Source organism: Microbacterium sp. S1037 (genome assembly GCF_048381605.1).
In the GTDB taxonomy this organism is placed as follows: domain Bacteria; phylum Actinomycetota; class Actinomycetes; order Actinomycetales; family Microbacteriaceae; genus Microbacterium; species Microbacterium testaceum_B.
The window spans coordinates 1,803,239-1,821,452 of record NZ_JBLWIG010000001.1 but is presented as its reverse complement, the minus strand read 5'-3'; the positions used below and the strand labels follow the sequence as shown (position 1 = coordinate 1,821,452).

Sequence of the window (18,214 nt, the reverse complement as noted above, 5' to 3'; positions counted from 1 at the left end):
CGTCGCCGACCGGACCCGGACGGTAGCCTGAATCCACCATGGTCATGTACACGAACCACCCGGTCTCGGCGCCGCCCTCGGCTCCCGTCCGCGAGACCACCGGGCACCTGCTGCTGCGGGCGTGGTGCGTGTTCGTCATCGTCCTCGCGCTCGGCGGCGTCGGTCTCGTCAACGCCGTGGGCCCGGTCGCCAGCACCGTGATCGTCGTCGCGACGGCGGTGGTCTCGGCCGTCGTGTGGATCGTCGTCCGCCCGCCCGTGGCCTGGCGCCGCCTCCCCTGGCTCGCGTTCGGGTATGTCGCGTGGGCCTTCCTCTCCGTCCTCTGGAGCGCTTGGCCCGCGGCATCCGTCCTCACTCTCCTGCTGCTCGGGATCACGACCTTCCAGGGGCTGTTCGTCGGTGCGGTCCTCACGTGGCGCGACGTCGTGCGCGCGGTGGCGTCGGCGGCGAAGTGGATCGTCGGCCTGTCGCTGCTGTTCGAGCTCGCGGTGTCCGTGTTCGTGCGCGGACCGATCCTGCCGGGCTTCGCGCTGCCGGCCTCGCGCATGGACCCGATCGTGTACTGGTCCCGCGACAACCTCTTCGACGGCGGGCGCATCCAGGGCATCTTCGGCAACGCGAACCTGCTGGCATCCGTGATGCTCGTGGCGATCATCGTGTTCGCGATCCGCTTCGCCGCCGGCGCTCCCCGTCGCCTGTGGCTGCTCGGCTGGATCGTGGTCGCCGCGTTCCTCTTCGTCCGCGCGGGGTCGGCGACCGCCCTCGTCTCGGCGGCCTTCGTGGCGCTGGTGCTGGCGACCGTCCTGGTGATGCGCACCGCGCGGCGTCCCGGCGAGCGGACCCGGTGGTACGTCCTCTACGCCCTCGTGGGACTCGGCGGCGGCGCGGCCCTGTGGTTCGGCCGCGACACGGTGTTCGGACTGCTGGGGCGCGGAGCCGACCTGACCGGCCGCGAGGGCATCTGGGCCGACGTCCTCGCCCGCGCGGCGGAGCGTCCGTTCACCGGCTGGGGCTTCTCGACGCCCTGGATCGCCTCGGAGCCGCTCATCGACGGCTGGATCGTCGACCACGGCCAGACGGTCGTCCAGGCGCACAGCGTGTGGATCGACGTGTTCTTCCAACTCGGCGGGGTGGGGGTCGTCCTACTCGCGCTCGTCTACCTCGCCTACCTGTGGCGCTCGTGGTTCTTCGCGATCGATCGCCCGCGGTGGGATCTGCGCGCCGATCGCCCGTACTCCCCCCTCACCCTCCTGCCGACCCTCATCGGGGCGCTTCTCGTGGTGCAGGGGCTGACCGAGTCGGGGCCGCTGCTCCTGTGGGGCTGGATGTTCGTGGTGCTCTTCGGGGCGAAGATCAAGCAAGCGCCCCTCGTCGGCGTCGGCCCCGCCGAGCAGAGCATCGCGATCGAGCGCGGCGAGCCCCAGAGCCCCGGATCGTGAGGGCGGCGCCCGCCCTGCTCGCCTCGGCGGGCTTCGCGCGAGCCTTCACCCTCACGGTCTTCGCGGCCGTCTTCGGCTCGACCGCCATCCGCGGGGTGTCGGGCGACGTCACCCTCGCGACGATCGTGTTCGGATTGTGCATCCTCGGCGTGGGAGTGCTCATCGTCCGGCGGCGCGAGATCGAACTCGTCCGCCTCGCTCCCACGACCCTCGTGCTTCTTCTCGCGTGGGCCGGCGCGAGCGTCCTCTGGAGCGCGGATCCCCTCTCGAGTCTCGGCGGGTGGGCCGAGCTCGTGGCGGTGTCGTTCCTCGCCGTGGTGATCGGGCACGTGCGCGACGCGCTGCAGACGGTGCGCGCTCTGGGAGACGTGCTCCGATGGCTGCTCGGCGCCTCGCTCGCGCTCGAGATCCTCAGCGGCATCCTGCTCGATCTTCCGATCCCGTTCCTGGGGATCCAGGGCGACATCGCCTCGCTCGGCCCCGTGCAGGGGCTGTTCGGCACGCGCAACGTGCTCGGCTTCGTCACCGTCATCGCTCTCATCACCTTCCTCGTCGAGTACCGCACGCAGTCGGTGCGCGCGGGCACGGCGATCGCCTCGGTCGTCCTGGCCGGATCCCTCGCCGTGCTGAGCGGCTCGCCCACCGTGGTCGCGGTGGCCGTGACCACGGGCGCCGCGACCCTCGCGCTCGCGCTCGTGCGTCGCCTCTCAGCGCCGCGCCGCCCTCTCGCACAGCTCATCCTCGGCATCGGCGTGATCGCGGCCGTCGCGGCCGGCTACGGCATGCGCGACGCGATCGTGGCGCTGGTCGACGCGCGCGCCGATTTCTCGCTGCGCACCGACCTGTGGTCTCGCCTGCTGACCTACGTGGCCTACCGGCCGGTCGAGGGCTTCGGCTGGTTCGGGACGTGGTCGTCCGATTCCTTCCCGTTCGCGTCGCTCAACTTCGCCCTCGGCGAGCAGCACACCTCGGCGCTGGACGCCTACCTCGACGTGCTCCTGCAGCTGGGCTGGGTGGGACTCCTGCTGTTCCTCACCCTCGGCGCCCTCGCCCTCGCCCGGGGCTGGCTGGTCGCGACCGAGAGACGTTCGACCGTGCACGCGTGGGGCCCGCTGACCCTCGTCGCGCTGCTGACCTTCTCGTTGTTCGAGAGCTTCACGCTCTCCGGCGCCGGTCTGCTCCTCCTGGTCGTCTGCGCGGTACGGGCCGGGCAGTCCCGCTCCTGGCGAGAGAGCCTCGGACTCCGGATGACGCCGGCCCCGGCACCGCACGAGGGGCCGGGCGTTCAGGGCCCGCCCACCGCTGCCGGGTAGACTCCGGGTCGGCCGCCCGACGGCCTGCGCCTTCGACGAAAGACCCTTCGTGACGTACACCCTGCAGAACGCCGTGCTCCCGCTCGACCGCGACCCCGACCTTCTCCCCCTCTACGTCGACCCCGAGACGTGGTCGACGATCGATGAAGAGCCGGTGCGCGTGACCAACGTCGCGCAGCTGAGCAACGTGCTCGACCGCCACCGCGCCCGCATCGTGGCGGGGCGCCGCGTCTCGTTCGGCACGTACTTCAACGCTTTCCCCGCGTCGTACTGGCAGCACTGGACAGCCGTCCGTCGGGTGCGCCTGACCGTGCACACCTCGGGTGACGCGACGATCCTCGTCTACCGCTCGAACGGGGCCGGGACGAAGCAGCGCATCGAGACCCGCGAGGTCCGCGGTGATTCCGCCGAGACCGCGTTCGACCTCGCCCTCGACCAGTACAGCGACGGGGGCTGGATCTGGTTCGACGTCGCCGCCGACCGCTCGGACGCGATGTTCGAGGGCGCGACGTGGACGACCGACGAGGAGCCGGTGCGCGCGGGCAAGGCGAGCATCGGCATCACGACGTACAACAAGCCCGACTACTGCGTGAACACGCTGCAGGCGCTCGCCGACGCCCCCGACGTGCTCGACGTCGTGGACCGCGTGTTCCTCATCGATCAGGGCACCGATCTCGTCGCCGACCAGGCCGCGTACCCCGAGGTCGCGTCGCGTCTGGGCGAGACCCTCCAGGTGATCCGCCAGCCGAACCTCGGCGGTTCGGGCGGATTCGCCCGCGCCATGACCGAGACCCTGCAGCGCCCCGAGAGCGACTTCGTCCAGCTGCTCGACGACGACGTCCGCATCGAGCCCGAGTCGATCCGCCGGTCGGTCGTCTTCGGCCGCTACGCCTCGGTCCCCACGATCGTCGGCGCGCACATGTTCGACCTGCTCGACCGCCCCAAGCTCCACGCCTGGGCCGAGGTCGTCGACGACGCCCCCTTCATGTGGCGGGCGCTGTACCAGGAGCGCCTCCCCCACGACTTCAGCGTCGCGAACCTCCGCCAGAGCCCGATCCTGCACATGCGCCTCGACGCCGATTACAACGGCTGGTGGATGTGCCTCATCCCCACCAGCATCCTGCGCGAGATCGGCCTGTCGCTCCCGGCGTTCATCAAGTGGGACGACGCCGAGTTCTGCCTGCGGGCTCGGGATGCCGGCTACCCGACGGTGTCGATGCCCGGTGTCGCGCTGTGGCACGTCTCGTGGGTCGGCAAGGACGACTCGATCGACTGGCAGGCGTACTTCCACGCCCGCAATCGCATCGTCTCTGCTCTCCTACACTCGCGCTCACCGCAGGGCGGCACCCTCATCCGGCACAGTCGGCGTCTCGACCTCAAGCACCTCATGATGATGCAGTACTACCCGGTCGAGCTCCGTCACCGCGCGCTCCGCGACGTGCTGTCCGGCCCCGCGCACATGCGCCGCGGTCTCGCGACCGCGATGCCCGAGGCGCGCGCCATCGCCAAGAAGCACCCCGAGACGATCATCCACAAGGACTCCGGAGTGCCGCTGCGCTCGCGCCGGGGACGCCAGGTGTTCCGTCGCCTCAAGCGGCACGAGTTCGACAGCCCCACGGGCCTGCGTCTGCGCGTCTTCACACTGCGCACGCTGCTCTCGCACTGGTTCCACACCCCGCGGCCCGAGAACGTCGCGCAGCCCGAGGTCGAGTTCGGCAAGGGCGACGCCCACTGGTGGCGGGTGCCGCACTACGACAGCGCCCTCGTCAGCGCCGCCGACGGGTCGGGACAGAACATCTACACGCGCGACCGGGCGCAGTACCGGCGGATGCTGCGCGAGAGCCTGCTGCTGCACCGGCGCCTGCAGCGCGAGTGGCCGCGCCTGTCCGAGCAGTACCGTCGGGCGCTGCCCGACCTGGTGTCCGAGGCGCAGTGGCGCGCGACCTTCGAGGAGCGTTCGTGAGCATGGCATCCTTCGATCCGAAGACCGCGACCATCGTCGTCGTCACCTACAACCGCACGCACCTGTTGACGCGTCTGCTCGAGAGCATCGAACGCATGGACCCCGCCCCGGGACACCTCGTCGTGATCGACAACGCCTCGACCGACGACACGACCGAGGTCGTCGAGTCGTTCCGCGATCGCCTGCCCACCGAGCTGGTCTACCGCCGTCTCGAGACGAACACGGGCGGCTCCGGCGGATTCAGCGAGGGCATGCGCGTCGCGTACGAGCTCGGGTCCGAGTGGATCTGGCTCATGGACGACGACGTCGAGGTGGTCTCGGACGGCCTCGCCCGCATGGGCCACTGGACGCCGCGATTCCGCAGCATCCAGGGTCGGCGCTACGACTACGACGGCAGTGAGTTCTACTGGCAGTACCGCGTGGCCGAGTCGATGGCGATCCCGATCCCCTTCGCCCCCGCCGGATTCGACGACTCCGGCTTCAAGCCGATGAACTCCGGATGCTTCGAGGGCATGTTCATCCACCGCGACATCGTCGCGAAGATCGGTCTGCCCGACCCCCGCTTCTTCATCTACTGGGACGACCAGCTCTACGGCTGGCTCGCCTCACGTCAGACGCCGTCGGTCATCGTGAACGAGTTCGTGCTGCGCCGCACGCGCGAGATCAAGCAGTGGGACATGGGCATCCGGCACATGAACGCCTCGAGCGACGCGTACCGGTACTACATCATGCGCAACCGCGCGTACCTGCAGAAGTACTACCGCGAGCTCGGCGTCTACCAGCCCCTCCCGTTCTCCGCCGGCACGGCGCTGACGTTCGTCAAGGAGCTGATCCGCCTCGTCGTCGTGGAGCGCAAGGTGCGCGGAACGAGCCACCTGTTCCGCGGGCTGCGCGACGGCCGCCGGATCCTGCGGGACGCGTCGTGGACGCCGATGCCGCCGCTGGAGCGCGCACAGCCCGTCGGCTGACGCCGCACGCGCGACGGCCGCCCGCCCGGGCGGCTCAGCGCGTGGCGTAGTCCTCGTTGTAGCGGTCGAGCACGTCGGCGATCGGCGCGTCGAGCTGCAGCCGCCCGCCGTCGAGATACAGGCCGCGACGGCAGAAGCGCCGCAGGTCTTTCTCGTTGTGGCTGACGAAGAAGAGCGTGCGCCCCTCGGCGAGCAGCTCGTCGATGCGGCGGTAGCACTTCTCGCGGAACGCGCGGTCGCCCACGGCGAGTACTTCGTCGACCAGGAGGATCGGCTCGTCCAGCTGCGACACGACCGAGAACGCCAGCCGCACCTTCATGCCGTTGGACAGGTGCTTGTACGGGGTGTCGACGAAGTCGCCGATCTCGGCGAAGGCGATCATGTCGTCGAAGCGGCGCGCGACCTCGGCGCGTGGCATCCCGTGCAGTCCGGCGGTCAGGCGGACGTTCTCACGGACCGTGAGGTCGCCGACGAACCCGCCGGTGATCTCGATGAGCGGCGCCACTCCGCCGTCGACCTCGACGCCGCCCTCGTCGGGGAGGAGGACGCCGGCGACGAGCTTGAGCAGCGTCGACTTCCCCTGGCCGTTGCGGCCGACCACGCCGATGGACTCCCCGGGCTCCACGCGGAACGACACGTCGCGCAACGCCCAGAACTCGTCGGGCCGCGAGCGCCGCTCCGCGCCGCCGAACAGGTCTTTGAGGCTGCGCGTGCCGCGCCGGTTGCGCCGGAACCGCACGCCGAGCCCGTGCACATCGATAGCGGGGGCCACCATCACAGCTCCTTCAGCACGGGACGCTCCAGCCGCGGGAACACCAGCAGCCCCAGTCCCAGGATGCCGAGGCTCACCGCCGCCCCCACGAGCACCGTCATCGTGTCCCACTGATCGGGGAAGAAACCGACGCGGTAGAGGGTGAAGATGCCCGCGAGCGGGTTGAACGCCGCGATGTCGGCGAAGACACCCGGGAGGTTGCCCACGCCGTAGATGATCGGCGAGGCGTAGAACAGGGCGCGCAGCACGAGCCGCGTGGTCCGCTCGAGGTCGCCGAACATGACGCACAGCGGGGCGACGATCAGGCCGAGCCCGACGAGGAGGACCGTCTGCAGGACCACCGCGAGGGGGAAGGCGAGGAGCGCCCACGACACCTGGGCCCCGCCGAAGACCGCGAAGAGCACGAGCACGGGGAGGGAGAAGAGGAACTCGATGCCCTTGCTGACCACGATCCGGTTGACCCAGATCCAGCGCGGGATCGAGGTCGAGCGCACGAGACGGGCGTCCTTCTTGAAGGCTTTCGTGAAATCGGTGACCGCGGAGTTGAACCACACCCAGGGCAGCAGCGCCGTGATGAGGAAGACGATGTACGGGTCCTCCCCCACCGAGCGGTGGAACACCTGGGTGAACACGAACCAGTAGATGCCGCTCATGACGAGCGGATCGAGCACCGACCACAGGTACCCCAGAGCGCTGGTGGAGTAGCGCACGCGCAGGTCGCGCGACGACAGCAGCCACAGCGAGTGGAGGGAGCGCCGCACCGAACCGGGGGCGCCGACGGTGGCGGGGGTCACCCGAGAATCCTACGTGCGAGCGTCATCCGAGGCTGGGGGGAAGCTGCTCGGCCAGCAGGGGCGCGAGCGTCGCCGCATAGGTGCGCGACAGGTGATTGTCGTCGCGGTAGAGCACGACGTTGCCCACCACGCCGACGCACACGTCGTCGGGACAGATCCACGGGGTGAGGTCGACCAGCTGCACCCCCGCCCGGTCGAGGACGACCGCGGGATTGTCGTCGGCGAGCGAGCCCGCGCGCGGCACGGCGCACTCCAGGGGGTCGCTCGCCTCGGCGACGCAGCTGTACATGTCGAAACCGAACCGCGGGTTGTCCCGGATGCCGAGGACCTCGATGCCGGCGTCACCCATGCGATCGAGGAAACGGTCGATGCCGGGCCGCAGGGCCTCATCGGACTCGCCGTGGTCCGACCGCGTCACGACGGTCACGACGGCATCCGGTCGCATCCGTTCGACGTGGTCGACCGCGGCCTCTCGCCACGCGTCGCAGGTCGGGTCCATCCCCGGTTCGTCGAGGCCCATCGAGCAGCCGCCCTTGACGAGCATGACCACTCCCCACCCGTTCTGCTCCGCGAGGGGCACGAGAGCCGCGGTGATCTGCTGCGAGTGGGAATCGCCGACCACGACGATCGTGCGTCCGGCACGGGCCGTGTGCGTGGTCTCGTTGCACGTGCCGATCAGGATCTCCGCCGTCGGCGCGCGATCGCCGGTGCAGGGGCGGTCGAGCTGCATCCACTCCTCCTCGAGAGCGGCGGGCATCGGGAGCAGGACCGCGTCGGCGGGCGGCTCGGGCAGGGTGGGATCGTGCAGCACGGCCGCACCGGGGTTGGCGAGCGCCGCGCGCGCCGCGACAGCGCGCGCCTCGAGCTCGCTCGAGACCTGCCACGCGGTCACCGGCAGCACGACCACCGCCGTCGCGACGACCACGACCGCGATGGGGACGAGCCGGGAGGGGTCGCTTCTCCGCCACTCGCGGACGGGGGTGTCGACCGCCGCGGTCAACGCCCGGGCGAGGGCGAGCGAGAGCACGATGACGAGCGTTCCCCCGACGATCCCGGCGCCTTCCCTGCCCGTCACGACGAGGAAGGTGACGAGGATCGGCCAGTGCACCAGGTAGAGGGCGTAGGCGTCGCGACCGAGGAACCGCAGGGGACGGGATGCCAGCAACCGCGCCGGTCCCCCGGAGGCCACGCCGCTTCCCGAGACGACGATCGCGGCCGCGCACAGCACGGGCCAGAGTGCGAGGAAGCCGGGGAACCCGCCCTGCACGTCGACGACGAGGCCGAGGACCAGGAGTCCGAACAGCCCCGCCCACCCGAGCAACGCGCGGACCACCGGCCCCGGGCGCACGTGCGGCAGCACGACGACGAGGAGCGAGCCCGCGGCGAATTCCCACAGGCGCGCGCCCGTGTCGAAGTAGGCACTCTGCTGCTCCGCCGCGGTCCGGACGATCGAGTACGCCAGCGAGAGCGCGAACACCGCGCCGAAGACGAGCCCGACGACGCGATCCGGTGACACGCCGAAGCGGCGGACGACGACCTGGCACCCGGCCAGGATGACGACCCAGAGCACGAAGGCCTGGCCCTGCACCGACATCGACCAGAAGTGCTGCAGCGGACTCGCCACCTCCGTCCGCGCGTAGTAGTCGACGGCATCCGCAGCCAACAGGGCGTTCTGCACGTAGAGGAGCGACGCCCAGGTCTGCTCCCAGATCGCGCGCCACGTGACCGGCGGGAAGAACGTCCAGGCGAGGGCGAGAACGCCCACCAGCGTCACCGCGGCCGCGGGCAGCAACCGGCGGAAGATGCCGATGAGGTGCGCGACCGGACGAACGGGTGTCGGTCCGTCCATCCGACGGACGAAGCCGCGGGTGAGAAAGAACGCCGACAGCATGAGGAAGACGTCGACGCCGCCCGAGACCCGGCCGATCCACACGTGGTAGGTCACGACGAGCAGGATCGCGACGGCGCGCAGGCCGTCGATGTCGGGGCGATACGCCCAGCGCCCCTCGTCCGCCCGGTCAGCGCTCGCCGACCGGACCTCGGACCCCGGGGTCACACGCACGGATGCGTCACGCGAGCTGGTTGTTCCACATCGACAGGGCGGAACCGATGGCCATGTGCATGTCGAGGTACTGGTACGTGCCGAGGCGACCACCGAAGTGCACGTCGCGCTCGCCCTTGGCCAGGTCCCGGTAGGCCAGCAGACCCGCACGGTCGTCCGCGGTGTTCACGGGGTAGTACGGCTCGTCCGCGCGGGTCGCGAAGCGGGAGTACTCGCGCACCACGACCGTCTTGTCGGTCGGGTAACGGTCGGCGCGCTCGGGGTGGAAGTGCTTGAACTCGTGGATGCGCGTGTACGGCACGTCGGCGTCGGCGTAGTTCATCACGCTCGTGCCCTGGAAATCGCCGATCGGCAGGACCTCCTGCTCGAAGTCGAGCGTGCGCCACGACAGCTCGCCCTCGGCGTAGTCGAAGTACCGGTCGACCGGACCGGTGTACACGACGGGAACCTGACCGACGGTGGCCTTCTTGTTCAACGGCTGCGACTCGTCGAAGTAGTCCGTCGACAGCTTCACCTCGATGTTCGGGTGGTCGGCCATCCGCTCCAGCCACGCGGTGTACCCGTCGACCGGGAGACCCTCCCACGTGTCGTTGAAGTACCGGTTGTCGTACGTGTACCGCACGGGCAGGCGCGAGATCACCTCGGCCGGCAGATCCTTCGGATCGGTCTGCCACTGCTTCGCCGTGTAATCGCGGATGAACGCCTCGTACAGCGGGCGACCGATGAGCGCGATCCCCTTCTCCTCGAGGTTCGCGGCATCCTTCGCATCGAACTCGCCCGCCAGCTCCTGAACGAGCGCCTTCGCCTGATCGGGGGTGTACGCGGCCTGGAAGAACTGGTTGATCGTGCCGAGGTTGATCGGCAGCGGGAACACGACACCCTTGTGCGTCGTGTAGACGCGGTGGACGTAGGAGGTGAAATCGGTGAAGCGGTTGACGTACTCCCACACCGTCGGGTTGGACGTGTGGAACAGGTGCGCCCCGTACCGGTGGACCTCGATCCCCGTCTCGGGCTCGTCCTCGGAGTAGGCGTTGCCACCGATGTGGGCACGACGGTCGATCACCGTGACGCGGCGGCCGGCGGCAGCCGCCCGCTCCGCGATCGTGAGACCGAAAAAGCCCGAACCGACTACCAGAAGATCCATGTACGCGAACAACTCTCGTTTCGGGGAAGAACGCCGACCATCCTACCCGCGGGCCCCTCCGCGGTTGCACGGGGCGGCTCAGCGGGCGCGCAGAGACCGTCGGATACGATGACGTGTCGAAAACGGAACTGACGGAGACGGATCGTATGGGTGACTGGATCAGCGCCGTTCCGTCGTACCTCGTCGTCGTCCTGGTCCTGATCCTCCCCGGCGCCGCCGTGGTCGCGGCCGGATGGGGCGTGCGCAACCCGCAGCGCCTGCTGCTCGCTCCCGCGATCTCGGCGACCCTCGCCGCAGCGGCCGCGACGATCGCGCACTTCGTCGGGCTGCGGTGGGGCCTCCTGCCCCTCGCGCTGTTCACCCTCGTGGTGGTCGGCATCGCGCTGCTGCTGCGCCGCGGAAACGGAGCCGACCCGGCACCGGCCGGGCGCCGCACCCTTGTGACGGTGGTTCTCTCACTCGCGGCGACCGCCGCGGTCACGACCGTGATGTTCGCTCGCGCGTTCGGCTCCCCCGACAACATCGCGCAGCGCTTCGACAACATCGTCCACCTCAACGCGATCGCCCTGGCCGTCCAGGACGGCGACGCCTCCGGGTTCCAGATCGGCGCGACGAGCGACATCGGGTTCTATCCCAACGGGTGGCACGCCCTGACCACGCTGGCGGTCGAGCTCACCGGCGCCTCCGTGCCGGTCGCCGTCAACGGTGCGAATCTCGCCTTCGTGTCGGTGCTGTGGCCGGCGTCGATCATGGCCCTCGTCGGCGCCCTGTTCGCGCAGCGGCGGACCGCCTACGTCACCGCCGCCGCACTGTCCGCCGGATTCGGGGCCTTCCCCGCTCTCTTCTTCAACTGGGGGGTGCTCTACCCCAACCTCATCGGTTACGCGATGGTGCCGGCCGCGCTGTCCACGGTGGTCACGGCGCTGGACGACCGCGGTCCGCGAGCGCTCACGCGTGCCCTCCTGCTCGTCGCGCTGCTCGCGGGGGGCGTGTTCCTCGGCCATCCGAACGCGTTCCTCTCGCTCCTCGCCTTCTCGGCCGCCCTCGTCATCGGCATCCTGGCCATTCGCGCCTTCGATGCCCGCACCCGTTCATCGGTGATCGGCGTCGCGGTGGCGGTCGTCGGGTTCGGCGCCGTCATGGCCGTCGTGTGGGCCGTGTTCCGCACGGGCGCCGAGCACTCCCGCTGGGAGCCGTGGCAGAACCTCGCCCAGGCCGCGGGCGAGGGACTCTTCGCCTCTCCCCGCGGTTTCAGCCCGACCATCGTCGTCGTCGCGCTCCTCGTGGCCGGATTCATCGCCGTCGCCCGTCGTCCGCGCGGCCTCCCCGTCCTCGCGGTGTTCGCCGTCGCGGTGGCGCTGTTCATGGTGGTGTCGGGCCTGCGCATCGACTCTCCCGTGCGCCAGCTGCTGACGAACCCCTGGTACAACGACTCGAATCGTCTGGCCGCGCTCCTCCCCCTCGCCGCGATCCCCGTCGCGACCCTCGGCGCACTCGCGATCGTCGATACGGCTCGACGGTGGGCGACGCGCCGGTCACTGCCGCGATGGACGCGCGTGACGGCCGCGGTGGTGGCGGTCGTCGCCGTCTTCTCGGTCGTGGTCGGCCCCAACGTCCGCATCGCGCTCGCCCAGGTGCACGAGGCCTACGCCTACACCGACGACGCGCTCATCCTGTCCGACGACGAGCACGCCCTGCTCGAGCGCCTCGACGACGAGACCCCCGCCGACGCGCTCATCATCGGCAGCCCGCGCACGGGGACGTCGCTCGCCCTCGCCCTCGCCGACCGCGAGGTCACCCAGCGGCACGTCTTCGGCTCCCCGTCCCCCGAGCTCCTCTTCCTCAACACGCACCTTCGCGACATCGAGACGGATCCGGCCGTGTGTTCCACGGTCGACGAGCTCGGCATCGACTACGTGCTCGACTTCGGCCGGCGAGACGTCATCGACGACCCCAACGGAGCCGTGCCGTACGACGGCATCCAAGACCTGACACCCTCGTCGCACCTCGTCCTCATCGACTCCCAGGGCCCGGAGGCCCGCCTGTTCCGGATCGAGGGGTGCTGATCATGGCGCGCGAGACGACGGTCGCGGTCGCCTACGACTGCCTTTTCCCCTACTCCACCGGCGGCGGCGAGCGACAGTATCGCGCGCAGGCCGACGAGCTCGGCCGTCGCGGACTCGAGGTCGACTACCTCACGGCCGTGCAGTGGGACGGTCCGACGCCGACCGAGGAGCACTTCCGCATCCGGCCTCTCACGGGCCGTCTGAACCTGTACTCCCCCGGCGGGGTCCGGCGTATCCCGGCGGCCCTGCGCTACGCGGCCGCGCTCTTCCGTGCGCTCGTTCGCCGCCGCCGTCGCTACACCGCGCTGATCGTGAGCGGCCTGCCGATCTTCAACGTCTTCGCGGCCCGTCTGGCCCTTCTCGGCTCGGGAACCCGGGTCGTCGTGGACTACCTCGAGGTCTGGCACCGACGCCAGTGGGTCGAGTACTCGGGCCTGGTCACGGGGACGATCGCGTGGCTGCTGCAGCGCGCGGCGATCGCGATCACCCCCCTCGCCACCTGCCACTCCCAGCTCACGGCGACGCGCCTGCGCGCCGAGGGGCTGCGCCGTCCGCCTCTCGTCAGCCCGGGGCTGATCGACGACGCCGTCGAGGTCGAGACCCCCGGCCCCGCGGCGCACCCTCCCTACGTCCTCTACGTCGGCCGCCACATCCCCGACAAGCAGGTCGAGGTCATCCCCGCCGCGGTCGCCGCCGCGCGCGAGAGCCTCCCCGACCTCCGCCTGGTGATCCTCGGCACCGGCCCGAGCTCCGACGCCGTGCGCGCCGAGGTGCGCCGGGTCGGCGGAGAGGAGTGGACCGAGTTCCCCGGATTCGTCTCGGATGCCGAGCTCGACACGCTCCTGCACGGAGCACTCGCGCTCGTGCACCCGTCGCGCCGCGAGGGCTTCGGTCTCGTCGTCGTCGAGGCCAACGCCCACGGCACCCCGGTGGTCCTCGTCGCGCACGAGGGCAACGCCGCCACCGAGCTCATCGACGAGGGCGTCAACGGCGTCGTCGCCCCGACCACCCGCCCCGACGATCTCGCCCGGGCCATCCGGGCCGTCGCCGACGGAGGTGACGACCTCCGCCGCACCGCGCGCGCCTGGTACGACACCGCCGTCCGCACCCGCACCATCCGCCGCACCGTGGAGGGCATCGCATCGGCACTCGCGTTGCCGAACCGCTCCACGGTGAAGACGAAAGAAGACACGCCTTGACCAGTCCCGTACCAACCGATCCCGCCTCGAGCGATCCCGCCTCGAGCGACGGCGTCGAGCTGACGATCCTCATGCCCTGCCTCAACGAGGCGGAGACCCTCGAGGTGTGCATCCGCAAGGCGCAGGGCTTCCTCGCGCGCACCGGCATCCGCGGTGAGGTCCTCATCTCGGACAACGGCAGCACCGACGGATCGCAGGCCATCGCCGAGCGGCTCGGCGCCCGCGTCTCGCACGCCCCGCGGCGCGGATACGGAGCCGCGCTCATCAACGGCATCGAGACGGCCCGCGGCCGGTTCGTGATCATGGCCGACGCCGACGACAGCTACGACTTCGAGAACCTCGAGCCCTTCGTCGAGCGCCTCCGCGCCGGCGCCGATCTGGTCATGGGCAACCGCTTCCGCGGGGGCATCGCCCCCGGCGCCATGCCGCCGCTGCACAAGTACCTCGGAAACCCGGTGCTGTCCTTCATCGGGGAGCTGTTCTTCCGTCCCGGCATCCGCGACTTCCACTGCGGTCTGCGCGGTTTCAACCGTGCGCGCATCCGCGACCTCGACCTGCAGACGACCGGCATGGAGTTCGCCTCCGAGATGGTCGTGCGCGCCTCGCTCGCGCGATACCGCATCGAAGAAGTCCCGACGACGCTGAAGAAGGACGGACGCTCGCGCCCGCCGCACCTGCGCAGCTGGCACGACGGCTGGCGCCACCTCCGGTTCCTGCTGCTGTTCGCCCCGCGGTGGCTGTTCGTCTACCCCGGGCTGGTCGCGTTCTTCCTCGGCGCGATCGCCGTCGCCGTGCTCTCGTTCGGCGGTGTCGAGATCGCCGGGGTGGGGTTCGACGTCACGACCATGGTCTACGCCAGCGCGCTGTGCGTCATCGGCTTCCAATCCCTGCTGTTCTTCTGGCTGACCAAGCTGTACGCGACGCAGGAGGGGTTCCTCCCCACGAGCGAGAGATATCGACGCATCGTCGCGAAGTGGTCCGCCGAGCGCGGTCTGCTCATCGGGCTCGGGCTCTTCCTCCTGGGCATCGTCATCGGCATCGTGCAGGTGACGCTGTGGGGAAGCCTCGACTTCGGGCAGCAGAACGCGGCCCAGGCGGTGCGTATCGCCGTGCCGAGCGCGCTCACGATCATCCTCGGCTTCCAGACCGTGATGATGAGCTTCTTCTCGGGCGTCCTCACCACGCCGCGACGCGAGCAGCGGCCCGAAGCCGTCATCGAGAGCTGATGGCCGCGCGCCGCATCCTCGTCGACCTGCTCGGGTTCACCGGCTCACGCGGCGGGACCGAGACCTACGTGCGGGAGCTCCTCCCGCGCCTCGCCGAACGGATGCCGCACGCCCGCTTCGCCGCCCTCACGGGGCGCGCGGGGAGCGGGCGCGTCGCCACCTTCTTCCCGGGCGCCGTACAGATCGTGCCCTGGGTGGGGGCCGACCCGGCGACGTGGGCGCTCGGCGCGGTCACGTCGACCGATCTGCTCGCTCGTCGCTACGGGGCCGACCTCGTCTGGGCTCCGGCGAACTTCGGCCCCGTGTTCCGGGGCGTCCGGCGGGTGGTCACCGTCCACGACGCGATCTACGACGAGGTGCCCGGCGGCATCGCCGATCGCGCTCAGCGCGCCATCACGTCGTTTCTCATGCGCCGCTCGGCCCGCACCGCCGACCACGTCCTCACGGTCTCGCACGCGGCCGCCGCGAGCATCGGCGCCCACCTCGGCGTTCCCGCGGAGCGCATCGCGGTCGTCCACAACGGCAGCACCGCCCCGCGCCCGCAGGACGACCCCTCCGGCGTGCTGTCCTCCCTGGGCCTCCCCTCCGGCCGACCGATCGTCCTCAGCGTCGGCAACCGGATGCCGCACAAGAACTTCCGCGGACTGCTCGAGGCCGTGGCATCCCTTCCCTCCGCCGAGCGGCCCGTCACGGTCATCGCGGGCAGCCGTCTGCCCGATCCTCTCGCCGCCGACGTCGATCGCCTGGGCCTCGCCCGCGACGTGGTCCTTCCCGGTTGGGTGAGCGACGCTCAGCTCGAAGCGCTGTTCCAGGTCGCCGACCTCTACGCCTGTCCCTCGCTGGTCGAGGGCTTCGGTCTCCCCGTCGTCGACGCCCTGCGGCGAGCCGTTCCCGTCCTCGCGAACGACGTCCCCGTGCTCCGCGAGGTGGGGGGCACGGCCGCCCGGTACGCCGATGCGACGGATGCCACGGCCTTCGGCGCGGCGATCCGCGCGGTCCTCGCGGATCCACCGGATGCCGCGACGCGCGAGGACGCGCGAGAGTGGGCCTCGCGATTCACCTGGGACGACACGGCCGACGGCGTCGCGACCGTTCTCGATCGCGCTCTCGGGGAGCCGCGATGACCGACACCGCGGGGTCGGCGCCGCTGCGCGGACGCCTGGTGGGGTTCATGGTGGTCCCCGCGATCGCGGCGATCTCCCCACTCCTCGTCCTCCCGCTGATCTCACGCCTCGCGGGCGACGGCGGGTGGGCGAGCGCGGTCGCGGGCGAAGCCATCGGTACGTTCGCCGCGATCGCGATCGGCTACGGATGGACGGCCGTCGGCCCGGCCCTCATCTCGATCGCCCCCGACGACGACCGGCGCGCGCGGCTGTACCGTGACTCGATCGTCGTGCGACTCCTGCTCGCCGCGATCGTGCTGCCCATCCTCGCGGTGGTGTGCTGGTTCGTGGCGTCGCCCGGATCCGAGCTGCTGACGGTGCTGATGGGCGTCCAGGGCGCCCTGATCGCGCTGTCGTTCACGTGGTACTGCGCCGGGGTGGGCGATCCGCGCACGATCATCTTCTTCGATGCGGTCCCGCGCGTGGTCGCCACCGCCCTCGCCGCCGGAGCGATCCTTTTGACCGGGATCGTCGAGCTCTACCCGATCGCGGGCATCCTCGTCACGCTGGGCGGCACGACGCTGTTCAGCGCGCGCCTGCTGCGTCGGCATCCGGGTCCCTGGCCGCCCGCGCGCGAGATCCCCGGGCTCCTGCGCGCGGGTCTGCCGGTCGCGGTCAACGATGCCGCTCTGAGCGCGTACTCGAGCGTCCCCGCGCCGCTCGTGAACGTCACGGCGCTGCCCTCGGCCGCGGCAGGATACGCCTCGGCCGACAAGATGTTCAAGCTCGGCAGCGTGCTCCCGTTCACCCTGGCGAGCGCGTTCCAGAGCTGGGTGAGCGAGGGCGATCCCCTCGACCGCCGACGCCGCCTACGCGTCGCCCTCGGCACGCATGTCGCCTTCGGCCTCCTGGGCGCCGTCGTCCTGACCGTCCTCGGACCGTGGGTCAGCCTCGTGATGTTCGGGGAGTCGGCCGCGGCCGGGCTCGATCTCGTCGCGGCGATGGGCCTCGTCTTCCTTTTCCTCTCCGTCCGCACCTCCATGACACGTCACGTGCTCTTCCCCGCGGGTAAGGCCCGCCTGGTGATGACCGTTACGCTCGTTGCGACGGCGGTCGGCGTCCCCGCCATGGTCGCGATGGCCATCGTGATCGGCCCCCTCGGCGCAGCCCTCGGCTACGCCCTCACCGAGGGCCTGGCCACCCTCCTGCTGTGGCGACCGTGTGCCCTCGCGATGCGCGACATCGCGTCCCCTCCGGCCCGACGAGAACAGGACCGCACCGCATGACCCCCTCCCCCCGAGACGCGACCGCGCGCATCGGCGCCGTCGTCCTGACCTGGCGCGACCGCGTCCAGACCGTGGAGTGCGTGACCGGGCTCCTCGCCTCACCGGCCGTCACCCGCGTCGTCGTCGTCGACAACGAGGCCGATGGGACGATCCAGGATGCCTTCGCGCCCGACGACCGCGTCGAGTTCGTCGAGCTGAGCGCCAACACCGGATTCGCGGTCGGGGTGAACGCGGGGATGAAGGTCCTCCTCGCCGACGACGAGATCGATCTCCTGCTCGTGATGAACAACGACGCGACCCTTCCCGTCGGCGACATCGACCGGCTGCGTGAGACGCTGGCGGCGGATGCGTCCCTCGGGGTCGTCGGACCGCGCATCGTCACCCCCGACGGCCAGCGCTTCTCCGCCGGCGGGATCGTGAACCGCCTGACCTGGGGAATCAGGCAGCCGCGCCCCGGGGAGCAGCCGGACTTCCTCACCTGGGCGTGTGTCCTCCTGCGACGCTCGACGCTCGAGACGGCGGGCCTCCTCGACGAGCGCTTCTTCATGTACTGGGAGGACGTCGAGTACGGCTTCCGCCTGCGTGAGCGGGGCATCGGGTTCGCCGAGGTCGCCGACGCCGTGCTCACCCACGCGGTCTCGTCGTCGCACTCCCGCGCGGGCTCGCGCATCCTCGCGTACTCGAGCCAGGCGTTCCGCCACTTCCTGACCCTGCACGGCGGTGCCACGACCGTCACGGGCCTCGCCCGCCTCAGCGCGAAGGTCCTGCTCACCCTTGCCCAGGGAGATCGGCGCGGTGCCGCCTACGTTCGAGCGGGCTGGCGTCTCGGCTCCCCCGCTCCCGATCCGGCCTACCCGGCCATCAACGCCCTGCCCTGAG

The 18,214-nt window shown here is 70.6% G+C and carries 14 protein-coding genes; 10 read left to right on the top strand and 4 right to left on the bottom strand.

All coding sequences use genetic code 11. The features are described 5' to 3' along the window. Positions 1-38 precede the first annotated feature (38 nt). The 4 genes from ACMW4R_RS08155 to ACMW4R_RS08140 are packed head-to-tail and all read left to right on the top strand — an operon-like array spanning position 39 to position 5,683. Complete coding sequence (locus ACMW4R_RS08155) at positions 39-1,439, top strand: O-antigen ligase family protein (protein ID WP_418299628.1); 1,401 nt, start codon at positions 39-41, stop codon at positions 1,437-1,439. Next, a complete protein-coding gene (locus tag ACMW4R_RS08150) occupies positions 1,436-2,752 on the top strand; it encodes an O-antigen ligase family protein (RefSeq protein WP_418299627.1) in 1,317 nt (438 codons plus the stop codon). Before ACMW4R_RS08155 ends, ACMW4R_RS08150 begins: the two co-directional genes overlap by 4 nt. 49 nt (positions 2,753-2,801) lie before the next feature. Next, on the top strand, positions 2,802-4,715 hold the full coding sequence (locus ACMW4R_RS08145) for a glycosyltransferase (RefSeq protein WP_418299626.1): 1,914 nt from the start codon (positions 2,802-2,804) through the stop codon (positions 4,713-4,715). 2 nt (positions 4,716-4,717) lie between these two features. Further along, positions 4,718-5,683 carry a glycosyltransferase family 2 protein gene (locus ACMW4R_RS08140; protein ID WP_058629027.1) on the top strand — a complete coding sequence of 322 codons (966 nt, stop codon included), beginning with the start codon at positions 4,718-4,720 and terminating at the stop codon, positions 5,681-5,683. 34 nt (positions 5,684-5,717) lie between these two features. Here the strand turns inward: ACMW4R_RS08140 and ACMW4R_RS08135 are convergent, their stop codons facing one another. From ACMW4R_RS08135 to glf, 4 genes are read right to left on the bottom strand one after another with little or no spacing between them, the layout of a single operon-like run. After that, on the bottom strand, positions 5,718-6,458 hold the full coding sequence (locus tag ACMW4R_RS08135; protein WP_193752623.1) for an ABC transporter ATP-binding protein: 741 nt from the start codon (positions 6,456-6,458) through the stop codon (positions 5,718-5,720). Continuing rightward, complete coding sequence (locus ACMW4R_RS08130; RefSeq protein WP_058627425.1) at positions 6,458-7,249, bottom strand: ABC transporter permease; 792 nt, start codon at positions 7,247-7,249, stop codon at positions 6,458-6,460. Before ACMW4R_RS08130 ends, ACMW4R_RS08135 begins: the two co-directional genes overlap by 1 nt. A 22-nt stretch (positions 7,250-7,271) precedes the next feature. Continuing rightward, positions 7,272-9,305: an acyltransferase family protein gene (locus ACMW4R_RS08125; protein ID WP_418299625.1), complete on the bottom strand. Its 2,034-nt coding sequence runs from the start codon at positions 9,303-9,305 to the stop codon at positions 7,272-7,274. 13 nt (positions 9,306-9,318) lie between these two features. Then, positions 9,319-10,455, bottom strand: coding sequence for a UDP-galactopyranose mutase (gene glf, locus ACMW4R_RS08120; RefSeq protein ID WP_058595474.1), 1,137 nt, complete (start codon positions 10,453-10,455; stop codon positions 9,319-9,321). Positions 10,456-10,601: 146 nt separating this feature from the next. Here glf and ACMW4R_RS08115 point away from each other — a divergent pair, with 146 nt between their 5' ends. Genes ACMW4R_RS08115 through ACMW4R_RS08090 form a run of 6 tightly spaced genes read left to right on the top strand, consistent with a single transcriptional unit; the run spans position 10,602 to position 18,213 of the window. Beyond that, positions 10,602-12,521 carry a DUF6541 family protein gene (locus ACMW4R_RS08115; RefSeq protein WP_418299624.1) on the top strand — a complete coding sequence of 640 codons (1,920 nt, stop codon included), beginning with the start codon at positions 10,602-10,604 and terminating at the stop codon, positions 12,519-12,521. 2 nt (positions 12,522-12,523) lie between these two features. Further along, positions 12,524-13,720: a glycosyltransferase family 4 protein gene (locus ACMW4R_RS08110; RefSeq protein WP_153003268.1), complete on the top strand. Its 1,197-nt coding sequence runs from the start codon at positions 12,524-12,526 to the stop codon at positions 13,718-13,720. Beyond that, positions 13,717-14,946, top strand: coding sequence for a glycosyltransferase family 2 protein (locus ACMW4R_RS08105; RefSeq protein WP_241493650.1), 1,230 nt, complete (start codon positions 13,717-13,719; stop codon positions 14,944-14,946). Before ACMW4R_RS08110 ends, ACMW4R_RS08105 begins: the two co-directional genes overlap by 4 nt. Further along, positions 14,946-16,070 (top strand): glycosyltransferase family 4 protein, encoded by a 1,125-nt coding sequence (locus tag ACMW4R_RS08100; RefSeq protein WP_418299623.1) that lies wholly within the window; start codon positions 14,946-14,948, stop codon positions 16,068-16,070. The genes ACMW4R_RS08105 and ACMW4R_RS08100 overlap by 1 nt, the downstream gene beginning before the upstream one ends. Next, positions 16,067-17,335 carry a lipopolysaccharide biosynthesis protein gene (locus ACMW4R_RS08095; RefSeq protein ID WP_418299622.1) on the top strand — a complete coding sequence of 423 codons (1,269 nt, stop codon included), beginning with the start codon at positions 16,067-16,069 and terminating at the stop codon, positions 17,333-17,335. The genes ACMW4R_RS08100 and ACMW4R_RS08095 overlap by 4 nt, the downstream gene beginning before the upstream one ends. Beyond that, on the top strand, positions 17,332-18,213 hold the full coding sequence (locus ACMW4R_RS08090) for a glycosyltransferase (protein WP_418299621.1): 882 nt from the start codon (positions 17,332-17,334) through the stop codon (positions 18,211-18,213). Before ACMW4R_RS08095 ends, ACMW4R_RS08090 begins: the two co-directional genes overlap by 4 nt. Position 18,214: the final 1 nt, after the last annotated feature.

Excerpts from the sequence above, each read along its gene's own strand:
- ACMW4R_RS08155 (WP_418299628.1), top strand. The coding sequence starts at position 39 with ATGGTCATGTACACGAACCACCCGGTCTCGGCGCCGCCCTCGGCTCCC.
- ACMW4R_RS08140 (WP_058629027.1), top strand. The coding sequence starts at position 4,718 with ATGGCATCCTTCGATCCGAAGACCGCGACCATCGTCGTCGTCACCTAC.
- ACMW4R_RS08135 (WP_193752623.1), bottom strand. The coding sequence starts at position 6,458 with ATGGTGGCCCCCGCTATCGATGTGCACGGGCTCGGCGTGCGGTTCCGG.
- glf (WP_058595474.1), bottom strand. The coding sequence starts at position 10,455 with ATGGATCTTCTGGTAGTCGGTTCGGGCTTTTTCGGTCTCACGATCGCG.
- ACMW4R_RS08115 (WP_418299624.1), top strand. The coding sequence starts at position 10,602 with ATGGGTGACTGGATCAGCGCCGTTCCGTCGTACCTCGTCGTCGTCCTG.
- ACMW4R_RS08110 (WP_153003268.1), top strand. The coding sequence starts at position 12,524 with ATGGCGCGCGAGACGACGGTCGCGGTCGCCTACGACTGCCTTTTCCCC.
- ACMW4R_RS08100 (WP_418299623.1), top strand. The coding sequence starts at position 14,946 with ATGGCCGCGCGCCGCATCCTCGTCGACCTGCTCGGGTTCACCGGCTCA.
- ACMW4R_RS08095 (WP_418299622.1), top strand. The coding sequence starts at position 16,067 with ATGACCGACACCGCGGGGTCGGCGCCGCTGCGCGGACGCCTGGTGGGG.
- ACMW4R_RS08090 (WP_418299621.1), top strand. The coding sequence starts at position 17,332 with ATGACCCCCTCCCCCCGAGACGCGACCGCGCGCATCGGCGCCGTCGTC.